Annotated in this window: 14 protein-coding genes; 8 read left to right on the plus strand and 6 right to left on the minus strand. The window is 67.4% G+C overall.

The features are described 5' to 3' along the window. Positions 1–79 precede the first annotated feature (79 nt). Genes E3T23_RS00440 through E3T23_RS00455 form a run of 4 tightly spaced genes read left to right on the plus strand, consistent with a single transcriptional unit; the run spans position 80 to position 3,588 of the window. A complete protein-coding gene (locus E3T23_RS00440; RefSeq protein ID WP_134368455.1) occupies positions 80–1,441 on the plus strand; it encodes an MBL fold metallo-hydrolase in 1,362 nt (453 codons plus the stop codon). A 4-nt stretch (positions 1,442–1,445) separates the two neighbouring features. Continuing rightward, the gene (locus tag E3T23_RS00445) at positions 1,446–2,510 is read left to right on the plus strand and encodes a HoxN/HupN/NixA family nickel/cobalt transporter (protein WP_134368456.1); all 1,065 of its coding nucleotides are present in this window, start codon (positions 1,446–1,448) and stop codon (positions 2,508–2,510) included. Next, positions 2,510–2,818, plus strand: coding sequence for a rhodanese-like domain-containing protein (locus E3T23_RS00450; RefSeq protein WP_134368457.1), 309 nt, complete (start codon positions 2,510–2,512; stop codon positions 2,816–2,818). The genes E3T23_RS00445 and E3T23_RS00450 overlap by 1 nt, the downstream gene beginning before the upstream one ends. Then, the gene (locus tag E3T23_RS00455; protein WP_134368458.1) at positions 2,815–3,588 is read left to right on the plus strand and encodes a sulfite exporter TauE/SafE family protein; all 774 of its coding nucleotides are present in this window, start codon (positions 2,815–2,817) and stop codon (positions 3,586–3,588) included. The genes E3T23_RS00450 and E3T23_RS00455 overlap by 4 nt, the downstream gene beginning before the upstream one ends. A gap of 14 nt (positions 3,589–3,602) precedes the next feature. On the opposite strand, the gene E3T23_RS00460 is transcribed toward E3T23_RS00455, so the two are convergent. Next, entirely contained in the window at positions 3,603–3,884 is a 282-nt protein-coding gene (locus E3T23_RS00460; protein ID WP_134368459.1) for a metal-sensitive transcriptional regulator, read from the minus strand. A gap of 60 nt (positions 3,885–3,944) precedes the next feature. On the opposite strand from E3T23_RS00460, the gene E3T23_RS00465 reads away from it, so the two are divergent. Beyond that, the gene (locus tag E3T23_RS00465) at positions 3,945–4,442 is read left to right on the plus strand and encodes a hypothetical protein (RefSeq protein WP_134368460.1); all 498 of its coding nucleotides are present in this window, start codon (positions 3,945–3,947) and stop codon (positions 4,440–4,442) included. Between the two features lie 6 nt (positions 4,443–4,448). On the opposite strand, the gene E3T23_RS00470 is transcribed toward E3T23_RS00465, so the two are convergent. From E3T23_RS00470 to E3T23_RS00480, 3 genes are all read right to left on the minus strand, one after another. Next, entirely contained in the window at positions 4,449–6,449 is a 2,001-nt protein-coding gene (locus E3T23_RS00470) for a hypothetical protein (RefSeq protein WP_134368461.1), read from the minus strand. A gap of 25 nt (positions 6,450–6,474) precedes the next feature. After that, positions 6,475–6,876 carry a VOC family protein gene (locus E3T23_RS00475; RefSeq protein ID WP_134368462.1) on the minus strand — a complete coding sequence of 134 codons (402 nt, stop codon included), beginning with the start codon at positions 6,874–6,876 and terminating at the stop codon, positions 6,475–6,477. Positions 6,877–6,993: 117 nt separating this feature from the next. Next, the gene (locus tag E3T23_RS00480) at positions 6,994–8,805 is read right to left on the minus strand and encodes a DEAD/DEAH box helicase (protein WP_134368463.1); all 1,812 of its coding nucleotides are present in this window, start codon (positions 8,803–8,805) and stop codon (positions 6,994–6,996) included. 55 nt (positions 8,806–8,860) lie between these two features. On the opposite strand from E3T23_RS00480, the gene E3T23_RS00485 reads away from it, so the two are divergent. Next, complete coding sequence (locus E3T23_RS00485; RefSeq protein WP_134368464.1) at positions 8,861–10,549, plus strand: long-chain-fatty-acid--CoA ligase; 1,689 nt, start codon at positions 8,861–8,863, stop codon at positions 10,547–10,549. 29 nt (positions 10,550–10,578) lie between these two features. Here the strand turns inward: E3T23_RS00485 and E3T23_RS00490 are convergent, their stop codons facing one another. Next, positions 10,579–11,262, minus strand: a complete 684-nt coding sequence (locus E3T23_RS00490) for a TetR/AcrR family transcriptional regulator C-terminal domain-containing protein (RefSeq protein WP_198416153.1) — start codon at positions 11,260–11,262, stop codon at positions 10,579–10,581. Positions 11,263–11,470: 208 nt separating this feature from the next. Here E3T23_RS00490 and E3T23_RS00495 point away from each other — a divergent pair, with 208 nt between their 5' ends. Beyond that, positions 11,471–12,463 carry an NAD(P)-dependent alcohol dehydrogenase gene (locus tag E3T23_RS00495; protein WP_134368465.1) on the plus strand — a complete coding sequence of 331 codons (993 nt, stop codon included), beginning with the start codon at positions 11,471–11,473 and terminating at the stop codon, positions 12,461–12,463. On the opposite strand, the gene E3T23_RS00500 is transcribed toward E3T23_RS00495, so the two are convergent. After that, positions 12,446–12,934, minus strand: a complete 489-nt coding sequence (locus E3T23_RS00500; RefSeq protein WP_134368466.1) for a DNA alkylation repair protein — start codon at positions 12,932–12,934, stop codon at positions 12,446–12,448. The genes E3T23_RS00495 and E3T23_RS00500 overlap by 18 nt on opposite strands. 58 nt (positions 12,935–12,992) lie before the next feature. On the opposite strand from E3T23_RS00500, the gene heR reads away from it, so the two are divergent. Then, entirely contained in the window at positions 12,993–13,778 is a 786-nt protein-coding gene (gene heR / locus E3T23_RS00505; RefSeq protein ID WP_134368467.1) for a heliorhodopsin HeR, read from the plus strand. Positions 13,779–13,801: the final 23 nt, after the last annotated feature.

The following is a 13,801-nucleotide window of genomic DNA, read 5'->3' on the forward strand; positions in this document are numbered from 1 at the left end:
CGGGTTGCGTTCGGATACCCCTGGGGGTATCGTATGAACGTGCAATTCCATTCGCACACGACTTGGAGGACTTCGAACCATGGACGTTATCGTTATCGAAACCCCGCAGCTGGGAGACCGCAGCTACCTGGTGCACGACGGCGCCGTCGCGGTCGTCATCGACCCGCAGCGCGACACCGACCGGGTGGAGAATGCGGCACGCGAGGCCGGGGTCACCATCACCCACGTTGCCGAGACCCACCTGCACAACGACTATGTGACCGGCGGATTCGAGCTTGCCCGGGTGCACGGTGCGAAATACCTCGTCAACGCCGCCGACCCCGTCACGTTCGAGCGGGAGCCGGTCACCGACGGCCAGGTCATCCCCGTCGGCGGTCTGACCGTCACCGTGGTGGCCACGCCGGGCCACACCCACACGCACGTGTCCTACATCGTCAGCGACGGCACGACCGAGGCGGTTTTCTCCGGCGGAAGCCTGCTGTTCGGCTCGGTCGGACGCACCGACCTGGTGGCCGCGAGCGACACGGTCGGGCTCACCCACGACCAGTACGCCTCGGTGCGCAGGCTCGTGCACGAAGCCGAGCATGAGGCCGCGCTCTTCCCGACCCACGGGTTCGGTTCCTTCTGCTCCAGCGGCCCGGCCACCGGCGCCGGAGCATCCACCATCGGGGAACAGCTCACGGCGAACCACGCCCTGACCGACGCCGATGAGGAGCACTTCGTGCGTGACCTGATCGCCAACCTCACCGCGTACCCCTCGTACTACGCGCACATGGCCCCCGCGAACACTCAGGGTCCCGGCCCCGCGAACCTGCAGGTGCCCGAGTCCCTCGACTCCGCCGAGCTCACCCGACGCCTGGCCGAGGGGGAGTGGGTCGTCGACCTGCGCAACCGGGTCGCATTCTCGAGCAACCACCTGCAGGGTGCCGTGAGCTTCGAATACGGCAACGGTTCCAACTTCACCACCTACCTGGGCTGGGTTCTGCCCTGGAACGAGCAGCTCACCCTGGTGGGTGACCGTGCAGACGTCGAGGACGCCATCCGTGACCTGTCGCGCATCGGCATCGACTCACCGGATGCCGCCATCGGCACCGAGCCGCACGCTCTGGCCCCGGATGCCCCGGTCGCCTCGTACCCCCGCGTGGGCTGGGCCGGGGTGCTGGAGGGCCGGGCCGAGCAGGATGTTCTGCTGGATACGCGGCGCGCCGACGAGTTCGCCGCTTCCCACCTGCTCGATGCGGTGAGCGTTCCGTTGCACGAGCTGCTTTCCCGGCTGGACGAGATCCCGGCCGGCAAGATCTGGGTGCACTGCGGTTCCGGTTACCGGGCCGGGGTTGCCGCCAGCCTGCTTCAGCGCGCCGGGCGTGAGGTCGTGCACGTCGACGCCAACTTCGACGAGGCATCCGCCGCCGGACTCACCCTGGCCGAGCTGACCGTCTAACCCCATGTCGGTGAAGCGGACGGCGATCCACCCAGCCGAGAAGCGAAGTCTTCTCGGCATGGGTGCGGCCGTGGTCGCCCTTCACCTGATCGGCTGGGGGACCCTGTTCCTGCTGGTGTTGCCGCAGCTGTCCCGCACGGGCGGCAACACCGCGGTGATGCTCGGTCTGGCGGTCAGCGCCTACCTGCTGGGGGTGCGGCACGCCTTCGACGCCGACCACATCGTCGCGATCGACAACGCCACCCGGCGCCTCGTTGCCGCCGGCCGCCGCCCGGTGTCGGTCGGTTTCTGGTTCGCCCTCGGGCATTCCTCCGTCGTCGTGGTCTCCGTGGTGCTGCTGGTTCTCGGCATCAACGCCTTCGCCGGCAGCCTCGCGGATGACGGCTCCGCCCTTCGACAGATCACCGGCGTGTGGGGCGCTGCCGTCTCCGGAATCTTCCTGATTCTGATGGGCGCGCTGAACTTGTCGTCTCTGAAGGGGCTGCGACAGGTGCTTCGAGACGTGCGGGCCGGACGTTTCGTGCAGAGCGAGCTCGACGGGCACCTGGACAACCGCGGCGTGATCAACCGGCTGCTTCGGCCGATGTCCCGGCTCGTCGACCGGCCCTGGAAGATGCTGCCGATCGGAGTGCTCTTCGGCCTCGGCCTCGACACCGCCGCCTCGATCAGCCTCTTCGTCTTCGCCGGGGTGCTCACGCCGGGCCTGCCCTGGTATGCGGCACTGGTCCTCCCCGTCGTCTTCACGGCCGGCATGGCTCTCTTCGACAGCGCAGACGGAATCCTGATGAACCACGTCTACCAGTGGGCATCCATCGACCCGCTGCGGAAGGTCTATTACAATCTGATCGTCACCGGCGTATCCGTTTTCGTCGCTTTCTTCGTCGGTGGGATGGGCCTCATGGCCATGCTCACCGACCTCGGAATCGGCGGCGGAACCCTCGAAATCTTCGCGGCCGTCGACCTCACGTTCCTGGGAGGGGCTCTGTTCGGCGTTTTCGCGCTGACCGGACTCCTCCTGGTTCTGTGGGGACGATTCCGCCCCAACCTGTCCCTCGAAAGGCACTCATAATGGAACTCACCCCGCAGCAGGTATTCACCCGCCTGGCCGAGGCGCAAATCGTCGATGTCCGGGAGACCCCGGAACTTCTGGACGGCATGATCGCCGGAGCCCGGCACATTCCGCTCGGCACGATTCCGGAGAACACCGCGGCCCTGGACCCGAAGAAACCCGTGATCCTGGTCTGCCGCAGCGGGCGCCGCAGCGCGAGCGCCGCGGAATATCTGACGGCTGCTGGATTCGACACGATCAATATGACGGGCGGCATGCTCGAGTGGACCGCTGAGCGGCTGCCCACGGTTCTGCCTCAGCACCCGTGATCGTCGCGGCCCTAGCCCTGGGGATCATCGTCGGGGCGCTGCTGGGCCTGGTCGGCGGCGGCGGGGCGATCATCGCCGTACCGGCCCTCGTCTACGGCGTCGGGCTTCCGCTGGATGAGGCGATCCCCACCTCCCTGATCGTGGTCGGAGCGGCCTCCGCCGTCGCCGTGCTGCCGCGGCTTCGTCGTGGCGTCAACTGGCGTCTGGCCCTCATCGTCGGCTCCGCCGGCGTGGCCACCGCCTACCTGGGCACGATGGTCAACCGGCTGCTCGACCCCGGAGTTCTGCTCCTGATCTTTGCCGCGATCATGGTCGTCGCCGGCATCCGCATGTTCATGCCGATCCGGGCTTCCGGCGGCCCGTGCGCGCTGCCGGACGGAGGGATTCGGTGGCGCAGCTGCCTGCCCCGGGCCCTCGCCACCGGCGCGGTGGTCGGTTTCCTGACCGGGTTGCTCGGCGTCGGAGGAGGGTTTCTCATCGTGCCCGCGCTCACCCTGGTGCTGGGCCTGCCGATGAGCGTGACCGTGGGGACCTCGCTGGTCATCATCGTCATCAACTCGATCGCCGGGTTCACCGCGCACCTGGGTGACGTGCAGATCGACTGGGCCGTGACCGCGGCGTTCGCCGGGACGGCCATGGCGGCGTCCCTGATCGCCGGCCGGCTCGCCCGAGGGCTGTCCGACACGGTGCTGAAACGCGGATTCGCCGTTCTGGTTCTGATCGTCGCGGCCTACGTGGCCGTTCAGGCGATCATCGCCCTGGTCGGCTAGGACAGCCTGGTCGGCTAGGACAGCGCCAGGAACAGTTTCTCGAGTTCCTCCACGCGGAGGGGCTTCTTGTCCCCGGTGTCGCCCTGGTCGGTGAGGCACTCCTTCATGGCGGAGGAGATGATCGTGAAGCCGGCGCGGTCGATGGCGCTGGAGACGGCGGCGAGCTGGGTGACGACCGCACGGCAGTCGGCGCCGGATTCGACGGCGGCGATCACCGCGGCGAGCTGCCCCTGGGCGCGCTTCAGCCGGTTCACGGTCTTGCGCAGATCGTCTGACTTCGTCGATTCGGGTTTCATGGGTATAAAATACCCCATGGGGTATCAACGCACAATCACGAATAAGGAATCAGTCGCACTATGAGACTTTCGGGAATGCTCACCGAACTGCGAACCTGGCCCGGCCGGCGACGGATGATCGCAGCCGGCATCGCCGCGGCGGTGCTGGCCGTGCTGACCCTCGCCTCCGGCGCCGTCGCCGTCGTCGACGGGTCGCTGGCGTTCCCCGGTGCCGCGTGGGCCTACGCGGTCACGGTCGTGGGGGCCGGGCTGATCGGCCTGGTCGTGGCCAGCTACTTCGATGCCCCGATCGGCGGGGAAGCCACCCGGTGTGACGTGCGCTGGCCCGTGCTCGGGCTCATCGCGTTCTACCTCACCACCGAGCTGCGCGAGGCCGTGCCGCTGATCTCCGACGCCGTTCGCCCGGTCGTCGCGGTCGCCGCTGTCGCGCTACTGGTGTGGGCGCTGCTCGAGCGACTGGGCAGCGAACACCGTGCCGTCTCCGACCGGGACCAGGACCAGGACGGTGAGGTCTGCACGACCTGCAAGCCGCTGTTCCCGGCTCCGCGGGTCCGCTAGGAGCCGTCAGGGCACCAGCGCGTCGACCCAACCGGCCACCTGCAGAAGGTCGAACTCCTCGAAGTCGTACCGGCGCGCCAGTGCGCGGAAGACCTTGGTGCTCAGCAGGTCACGCTCCTGCTCACCGAGGTTGCCGAGTTCCGCGGCGCTGAGAATGCCCTCCGCGATGATCTCGGACACGAGCTCGACCCGGTAACGGCTGAGTAGCTCCTCGGACCAGGGCAGCATCGAAAGCACCTCCGCGCGGTTCGCCAGTTCCGAGATGCCCAACAGTGCCAGCGTCTGCAGCCGCCCCGCCCCCAGGAAGTCGCCGAGTTCCGACCTGCTTCCGACGAGGGTCGACAGGTGAAACGGGCTGGTGATCCCCAGGTCGGCGAACTGCGTGCGGTACGGCTGCAGCGAGTTCAGATCCCAGAAATCCGTGCGGGGGTTCCCGGCCAGTTTTTGGAAGCGGGGATCGGCGTGAAGCTGGGTGAGCATCGGGTCCTTCCAGACGAAGGACCGGGGTCGCGGGGCGATCATCGCGTACTCGAGGTGCCCCAGTGCGAGCTCGCGCAGTTCCGCCTTCCGCGTCGGATCCGTCTGCTCCTGGCTCTGAGCGTGGAACATGCACCCCAGGTCGTAGCGCACCCACGGGGACGCGGAAATGCCGGCCTCCTTGATGCGGCTGCCGATCTCGAGCAGATCCTGCGACCCGCCGAGCGCAACGTAGCCGGTGGCGGCCACCAGACGCATCTTTCGCTTCAGCAGGGAGACCTCGCCCGGTTCGATGTTCCGTTCGCCCGCCCCCGCGTCGATCAGGCGCACCAATTCCAGGGCGCTCTCCCGCGCACGGATCGCATCCGTGCTGGTGCTGGTGCCGGATGGCCGGTCAGTGACGGAGACCAGATTCTCGACGGTGATCACGTAGTTCAGGAGCACGCGGTGGTAGTGCAACGAGAAGTCCGCATCCTGCGTGGGGGAGTGCTCCGCTTCGAGGTGGGCCGTCTCAACGCTGAGCCAGTCCGCGTAGCGCCGGAGTTCGTCGAACTCCGTGCCGTACCGGTGCAGGCGGTACTGCAGCATGAGGCTGGCCGGATGATTGTCGGGGTCCAGATCGACCGCGTGGCTCAGGATGGCGATGGCACGGGCATCGCTGGCATCATCACGAAGATCGGTGGAGGCCACGAAGTGGAGACCCAGGGACCGCCAGGATCCGGTGCCGGCCAGACCCTCGACATCCGTATATTGCGTAGACAGGATCATCAGCGCGAATGCCGCCACGAACTTGTCCAGGTCGACGGTGTCTCCGCCGTCCAGGCGGGCCAGACCCAGGTCGGAGCGGTTGATGGTCGCCGCATCGATCTGGCGGCCGTGCCGCGACATGCTCACGGCGAGATTGTCCGGGTTCGTTGCATCCACCGACAGACGCCAGGGGGTGCTGCCGATCATGAAGGTCGCGATGGCCTGTAGCGCTGCCAGCACCCGGTTGGGCACGACGCCCGACAGCGAGGAATCGGAGAGGAACGCGACATCGCTCCCGATCGCGAAGTAGAGGCCCTTGGGCCGGCTCCCGGCAAGCGACGTCAACAAGACCATCACGTTCCGGGTGCGAGTCTCGGCGGGTTGACCGGCTTCATCGCGCACCTCAACGGAGATTTTCCGATCGGTGGCCAGACCTCGGGAAAAGCCGACCATCCCGGCGACCATCATCAGAGCACCGGGATAGGCCAGCACCCACACCACACCGGGGCCTCCCGCGAACAGGACGAACACCGCAGATCCGCCGAGAATCAGGCCCAGTCCCCAGCCTTTCAGGCGGTCGATGGCGTGCTGGCTGGTTTTGCCGCGCCACATCAGCGGCACGAATGCCAGGAGCCGGGCGAGAACGAGAGCCGCCAGGCTCAGGCCGAGGATGGCCAGACCGGGGGATTCCAGCGGCGCCAGCCAGTTCGAGAAAAAGCCGTCCCAGCTCTCAGACCAGCGCTCGGCCCAGGTGGCCTCCGGGTTGTCAATTGCAGATTGCATCACAATCTCCCGCCGTGAGTCTCCGCTACACGGATGCCGCAACCACGGCGAGCACGTTGGCGGCCGGGTCCGTGAACCAGGCGATCTGGGCCTTGTGCTCGTCGTCGCGCATGATGCCCTTCTCGTCGTTGGGCGGCATATCGGCGAGATCCTCGTCGCCGTAGATCTTCGTGGTCACGCCGCGGGCATTGAGCTCGTCGACGGTCTTCTCGACGTCGTCGGTCATGAAGTTGAGAACGGTGAAGGTCGCCGGCACATGGTCGGGTTTGAAATAGATGAAAACCTGCGCGCCGTTGCCGAGCCGAACCTCGAGGTTGCCCATCATGCCCTCCGTGACGGAGAGCCCGAGGGTCTCGCCGTAGAAGCGCTTCGCCTTGTCGATGTCGTCCACGGAAAACGAACTGAAGGCTTCGGAACTGGTGAACATGTCAGTCTCCTTCGTCAGGAACCAATCGGTTCGCCTACGACGATTGCACGCTGCACCGGAGCCGCATAGCCCCACGGCATACCGGAGGGCGGATGCCGCCGGTATGCCGTGGGGCGCTCAGTAGCTGCGCGGCTGGCGCGGCGGGCGCTCGGTGCGGCCCTCGCGACGCACCGGTCCGCCACCGTCGGCGCGGATCTCGATCAGCTTGCCGCTGATGCGGGTGTTCGTCAGTCGGTCCAGAACGTCGCCGGGCATGTCGGCCGGCAGCTCGACGAGCGAGTACTCCGGGTTGATCTGGATGTGACCGAAGTCTTCGCGGCTCAGGCCGCCCTCGTTGGCGAGGGCACCCACGATCTGGCGCGGCTCCACCTTGTGGCGCTTGCCGACCTCGATGCGGTACGAGGCCATCGCCCGGTTGTTGTCGCGGGGGCGTCGTTCCACCCGCTCAACGCGTTCGCCGCGTTCGCCGCGGTCGTCACGGCGGTCACCGCGACCGGCGTCGGCGCGGGCACGCTCGGCACGGTCGCCGCGGTCGGCGCGCTCGGGCCGCTGCGCTCGGGCATCCGCCTGGGTGAGCAGCAGGGGAGTCTCGCCCTGGGCGACGACCGCGAGTGCCGCGGCGACATCCGCTTCGGGCACGTCGTGGTGCGAGACGTAGTGACCGATGATGTCGCGGAAGGCGCTGATCCGTTCGGACTGGCCGAGGGCCTCGGAGATGGCGTCGTCGAAGCGTGCCAGGCGGGTGACGTTGACGTCTTCGAAGCTCGGCAGCTGCATCTGCGTCAGCGGCTGGCGGGTCGCCCGCTCGATGGCGTTGAGCAGGTGGCGCTCGCGGGGCGTGACGAAGCTGATCGCCGCGCCGCTGCGGCCGGCGCGGCCGGTGCGGCCGATGCGGTGCACATACGACTCGGTGTCGATCGGGATGTCGTAGTTGACGACGTGGCTGATGCGGTCGACGTCGAGGCCGCGCGCGGCGACATCCGTTGCGACCAGGATGTCCAGCTTGCCGGACTTGAGCTGGTTGACGGTGCGCTCACGCTGCACCTGGGCCACGTCGCCGTTGATGGCCGCCGCGGAGTAGCCGCGCGCGCGCAGCTTCTCGGCGAGCAGCTCGGTCTCATTCTTGGTGCGGGTGAACACGATCATGCCCTCGAAGTTCTCCACCTCGAGGATGCGGGTGAGCGCGTCGACCTTCTGCGGATACGACACCATCAGGTAGCGCTGGGTCGTGTTCGCCGACGTCGTGGTCTTGTTCTTGATCGTGATCTCTTCGGGGTCGTCGAGATACTTCTTCGAGATCCGCCTGATCTGCGCCGGCATGGTCGCCGAGAACAGGGCGACCTGCTTGTCGTCCGGGGTGTCGGCGAGAATCGTCTCGACGTCCTCGGCGAAGCCCATCTTCAGCATCTCGTCGGCCTCGTCGAGCACCAGGTACTTCAGCTGCGACAGGTCGAGCGTGCCCTTCTCGAGGTGGTCCATGATGCGGCCGGGCGTACCGACGACGATATGCACCCCACGGCGCAGCGCGGAGAGCTGCACGCCATAGCCCTGGCCGCCGTAGACGGGGAGCACGTGCACGCCGCGCATGTGGGCGGCGTACTTTTCGAAGGCCTCGCACACCTGCAGGGCGAGCTCACGAGTCGGGGAGAGTACGAGTGCCTGCGGGGTCTTCTGGGCCATGTCGAGGCGCGAGAGGATCGGCAACGCGAACGCGGCCGTCTTGCCGGTTCCGGTCTGGGCGAGGCCGACGACGTCGCGCCCGGCGAGAAGCGGGGGAATGGTGGCGGCCTGGATGGCGGAGGGAGTTTCGTACCCGACGTCCTTGAGCGCCTTGAGCATCGCATCATTGAGCCCGAGGTCGGCGAAGGTTTTCGTTTCGCGGGCAGTGTCTGCCGCGCTCTGCGTGGGGGTCGTGTCAGGGGTGTGCATACTACAACGGTAATCCATCGGAGAGTGCCCCCCGTTCGTGCGAGAAGATAAGAGCATGTCGATTACGCAGCAGCAGCCCTGGGTGCAGAACTATCAGCCGGGTGTGCCGGCCGAAATCGAACTCCCCACGGAGTCACTCGTCGCGATGCTCGAACGGTCCGTAATCGAGGCCGGGGATCACCCCGCGCTGGAATTCTTCGGGCGCCGCACGACCTACACCGAGCTCGGCGACCAGGTCGACCGGGCGGCGGAAGGCCTGCGGCACCTCGGCGTGCGTGCGGGCGACCGGGTGGCCCTGATCCTGCCGAACTGCCCCCAGCACGTCGTCGCCTTCTACGCGGTGCTGCGGCTGGGCGCCGTGGTGGTGGAGCACAACCCGCTCTACACGTCGCGGGAACTCCGCCACCAGTTCGAGGACCACCAGGCCCGCATCGTGATCGCCTGGGACAAGTCCGTGCCATCCGTTCGGGCCTTCCCGCAAGACATCGAGATCGACCACATCGTCTCCGTGAACCTGCTCCTGGCGTTCCCGACCGTCAAGCGCCTCGCCCTGCACCTGCCGGTGAAGAAACTGCGCGAATCCCGGGAGGCTCTCACCGGTCCGGCCCCGGGCACGATCCCGTGGAAGCAACTGCTGAGCCACGACCCGATCGATCCCGAGCATCCGCGCCCGGCGGTCGACGATCTCGCGGCACTCCAGTACACCTCGGGCACGACGGGACAGCCCAAGGGGGCCATGCTCACCCACTTCAATCTGTACTCCAACGCCCTGCAGGGCGAGGCGTGGATGCACGGGGCCGAGTACCGCAAGGAGGTCTTCTACGCGATCCTGCCCATGTTCCACGCCTTCGGGATGACCCTCTACCTGACCTACGGCATCCGCAAGCAGGGCCTGCTCGTGCTGTTCCCCAAGTTCGACCCCAACCTGATTCTCGACGCCATGAAGAAGTCGCCCGCGACGGTGTACTGCGCGGTGCCGCCGATCTACGAACGCACCGCGGTGGCCGCCCAGGAACGCGGGATCTCGCTGCGCTCCTGCAAATACTGCATCTCGGGTGCCATGAACCTTCCCGACCATGTGGTGGAACTGTGGGAGTCGGTGTCGGGCGGGTTGCTGGTGGAGGGCTACGGCATGACGGAGACGTCGCCGGTTGCTCTCGGTAACCCGTTCCACCCCACCCGCCGGCCCGGCACGGTGGGCGTGCCCTTCCCCTCCACCCTGATGAAGGTGGTCGACCTGGACGACCCCGCCACCACGGTGGCCCAGGGCGAGCCCGGCGAGCTGCTGCTGAAGGGCCCGCAGGTCTTCCAGGGTTATTGGAACAACCCCGAGGAGACCGCGAAGACCCTCCTGCCGGACGGTTGGCTGCGCACGGGCGACATCGTGACCGTCGACGCAGACGGCTTCACCACGATCGTGGACCGCGCCAAGGAGCTCATCATCACCGGCGGTTTCAACGTCTCGCCCTCGGAGGTCGAGGTGGCGCTGCGCCTGCACACGGATGTCGTCGACGCGGCCGTCGTCGGCAAGACGCTCGAACGCGGCGGCGAAATGGTCGTCGCGGCGGTCGAGCTGAAGCCCGGGACGGAGCTGGACGAGGAGGCCCTGCGGGCGCACTGCCGCGAGCACCTCGCCGCCTACAAGATTCCGCGGCGGATCGTCACGATCGAGGACATGCCCCGCTCGATGCTCGGCAAGATCCTGCGCAAGCAGGTGCGGGAACAGGTGCTGCCGGGGCTCTGACGCCGGCACTGCTCTGACACCGAGGGTGCTCAGGCCCGGGATCGAGCCTCGGCGGTGAAGGCGGCCTCGAGACCGTCGAGGATCACCCGGAGCCCGAACGCGAACTCGTTTCCGTAGGCGTACCCGGGCTGCAGGATCAGCTCGACCCCCATTTCGGCGAGGTGGGGGAACGCCGCAGTCATGCCCTGCTGGGCGAGGATGTCTTCGGTTGTCGCGCCGATGTCACCGGACTCGTCGAGCGGAAGGGACGCCTCCTGCAGTGCGAATCCGTGCACGTAGCTATCGAGGAGGGACATCGCGTGCGCGGCCATGGCGATGGAGAATCCGGCGTGTCGGAGACATCCGATCACGGTGTCGAGGTGGCGCATCGTCGTCGGCGTGGTGCGCTGGTCGACCATGCTGATCGCCCACGGATGCCTCCCCAGCACTCTCCGCGCTGATTCCGCGCGTTCGCCCAGGGCCGACTTCCACTCCGCATCGGCGGCAGGCAGGGCCATCTCGTCGATGACGCTCTCGATCATTCCGTCGAGGATGTCGTCCTTGCTCTTGACGTGGTAGTAGAGCGACATCGCCTCGACCCCGAGGTCCCGGGCCAGCTTGCGCATGCTGAGCGACTCGATCCCGTCGGCGTCCGCGAGGGCCACGGCGGCCTGGATGGCCCGGGCCCTCGTGACGGGCTCCCGGGCTGTCGTGGTCGTCGTTGTTGAAGTCACTGTGCCTCCGATGGGTCGCGTTCCGTTATTGACCTATACATACCTTACATCGTATGGTACTTTCTTCGGTAACAACCTTACGCCGTATGGTTGATCCGGATTCCTCTCAGAAAGGCATGGGGCAATGAACAAGACGACCATGAAGACGACTACGAAGAAAACACCGAACCAGAGTGCCGTCCACACCGAACGAGCACAGACGCAAACCATGAAGGCGATTGTTCAGCACGCCTACGGCTCGGCCGACGTGCTGCATTTCGAGGACGTCGCCCAACCGGTGATCACGGACGACGAGGTGCTCATCCGCGTGCGCGCGGCATCCGTCAACCACGCCGACTGGGTCTACACGACCGGCCGCCCGCTGATCGCCCGGCTGGCCTTCGGTCTCAGGGAACCCAGGGAGATGGTTCGAGGCAAGGATGTCGCCGGGGTGGTGACCGCGGTGGGCACGAACATCACCCGATTCCGCCTGGGCGACGAGGTCTTCGCCGAGATCGACGCGGGCGGTTTCGCCGAGTACGCCGCCGTTCCGGAGGAGATGCTGGCGCACAAGCCGGCCAACCTCTCCTTCGAGCAGGCTGCGACCGTGCCGCTGTCGGCCAGGACGGCACTGCAGGGGCTCAGGGATGGTGGACGGGTGCAGCGCGGGCAGAAGATCCTGATCAACGGCGCCTCCGGTGGGGTCGGCACGTTTGCCGTACAGCTCGGGAAGGTGCTCGGCGCCGAGGTGACCGCCGTGTGCAGCACCCGGAATGCGGAGCTGGTGCGAACGCTCGGCGCCGACCATGTCGTCGACTACACGGGGGAGGACTTCACGACCAGCGGGAAGCGCTACGACGTGATTCTCGACCTGATCGGCAACCATTCGCTCAGCGAGTTCCGGCGCGCACTGTCCCGCAGCGGCACTCTCGTGCTGTCGAGCGGCGCCGGCGGCCGAGTCCTCGGCCCGATGGGTCGCATCCTGCGGGCCTTCACCCTGTCGCCCTTCATCAGCCAGAATCTGCGCACCTTCACCGCGGGTCGAGGCCGGGTCGCCCTGGACGAACTCCGCACCCTCATCGAAGCCGGCGCCGTGACGCCCGCCATCGATCGGACCTATCCACTCAGGGAAACGGCGGAGGCCCTCCGCCACTTCGCCGAGGTGCACGCGCGCGGCAAGATCGTCATCACCGTGCCGGAGGACTCATCGCTCGCTGGATGAGCACAGGAGGGCGGCCCGGCGCACCCACTGATCGCCGTCTCCGGCCCAGCGATCCAGCACGCCCTGGCCCCGGGCGCGGCCCGGCGCATCCAGACGCGCCAGCAGCGGGGCCACCACATCGACGGCGAGTGGGTCGACCAGCTCGCGCAGGCCGGCACTCCGCACGAACCCCTCGATCCGGGTCAGATCGGAGTTGTCCAGCATCCGCACGTTCGATTGCAGCAGCACGACGGCCGCGAGCCGGCGCTCGAACACCGGCACCGCCCACAGCTCGGAACTCAGCGCGGTGATCTCGTCGTGCGTCAGACCGGGATGCCGGCGGGAGACGTCCCGGATCGTGCCGCGCACCGCGCCGACCGAGGCGCCGTAGAACCGCAGGTCGCTGCCCAGCCGCTGCTGCGCCGCCGCCGCCCGGTACGAATCCCCTTCCGCCTGCAGCGTCGCGTCCACGAAGCTGCCGGCATCACTCACCCCTTCATTCTGGCGTTTTCGCGAGCCGCCCGCGGAACCTGACCATTACGCTGAACGCATGACGACGGCATCCCACAACACCGTGACGGATGCCCACTTCACCCGACTGCGCGCCGTGAACCTCGTCGCCGGCCTCGTGCTTCTCGCGCAGGCCGTTCTGGTCTCCGTGGTCGTTTTGGTCCGGAAAGCCCCGGTGCTGCTGCCGGTCACGGCCGGCTTCCCCGGCGGACCGGTGGGTTCCACGGCCGAACCGCACGTTGTCGACCTGGCCTCCGTGAACCTCGGGGTGGCCGTCGTCATCCTGCTCGCCTTCTCCGCTCTCTTGCGTCTCACCGCCGTGACCCCGGTGTTCGCCGGCAGCTACCGGCGGGGCCTGGCCGCCGCACGCAACCCGCTGCGCTGGGTCGAGTATTCGCAGGTCGCAGCGATCACGGTGTTCCTCGTCGCCCAGCTCAACGGCGTCACGGAGGTCGGCACGCTGGTGGCGCTCTACGCCATCACGGCGGGGGCGACACTCTTCCTTGCCCTGCAGGAACGCGAACCGGCCGGCGACTCGCTCCGGCCCTTCGTCTTCGGGGCCATGGTGGGCATCGTGCCGTGGGGCATCATCGCCTTCTACCAGATCGGTGCCGGACTCCTCGGTGACGTCCCCGAACTTTTCGTGCGCACCGTCACCCTCTCGTTGCTCGCGGTGGCGGCCCTGGTCTGGGCCAACGCCTGGCTCGGGCGGAGAGGTGACGGTGCGTGGGCGCATCCGGGTCGCGTGGAAATCGTCCAGATCACCCTGGTCACGCTCGGCACCACGCTGCTGGCCGGCCAGGTGTTGTGGGGCGCGCTGCTCTAGTTCGGGACCCATGGCTTGGTGAC

It is taken from the genome of Cryobacterium cheniae (assembly GCF_004403395.1).
Lineage (GTDB): Bacteria > Actinomycetota > Actinomycetes > Actinomycetales > Microbacteriaceae > Cryobacterium > Cryobacterium cheniae.

Bases quoted from the DNA above. Each gene is read 5' to 3' on its own strand.
- E3T23_RS00440 (WP_134368455.1), top strand. From the start codon at position 80: ATGGACGTTATCGTTATCGAAACCCCGCAGCTGGGAGACCGCAGCTAC.
- E3T23_RS00445 (WP_134368456.1), top strand. From the start codon at position 1,446: ATGTCGGTGAAGCGGACGGCGATCCACCCAGCCGAGAAGCGAAGTCTT.
- E3T23_RS00450 (WP_134368457.1), top strand. From the start codon at position 2,510: ATGGAACTCACCCCGCAGCAGGTATTCACCCGCCTGGCCGAGGCGCAA.
- E3T23_RS00460 (WP_134368459.1), bottom strand. From the start codon at position 3,884: ATGAAACCCGAATCGACGAAGTCAGACGATCTGCGCAAGACCGTGAAC.
- E3T23_RS00465 (WP_134368460.1), top strand. From the start codon at position 3,945: ATGAGACTTTCGGGAATGCTCACCGAACTGCGAACCTGGCCCGGCCGG.
- E3T23_RS00470 (WP_134368461.1), bottom strand. From the start codon at position 6,449: ATGCAATCTGCAATTGACAACCCGGAGGCCACCTGGGCCGAGCGCTGG.
- E3T23_RS00475 (WP_134368462.1), bottom strand. From the start codon at position 6,876: ATGTTCACCAGTTCCGAAGCCTTCAGTTCGTTTTCCGTGGACGACATC.
- E3T23_RS00480 (WP_134368463.1), bottom strand. From the start codon at position 8,805: ATGCACACCCCTGACACGACCCCCACGCAGAGCGCGGCAGACACTGCC.
- E3T23_RS00485 (WP_134368464.1), top strand. From the start codon at position 8,861: ATGTCGATTACGCAGCAGCAGCCCTGGGTGCAGAACTATCAGCCGGGT.
- E3T23_RS00495 (WP_134368465.1), top strand. From the start codon at position 11,471: ATGAAGGCGATTGTTCAGCACGCCTACGGCTCGGCCGACGTGCTGCAT.
- heR (WP_134368467.1), top strand. From the start codon at position 12,993: ATGACGACGGCATCCCACAACACCGTGACGGATGCCCACTTCACCCGA.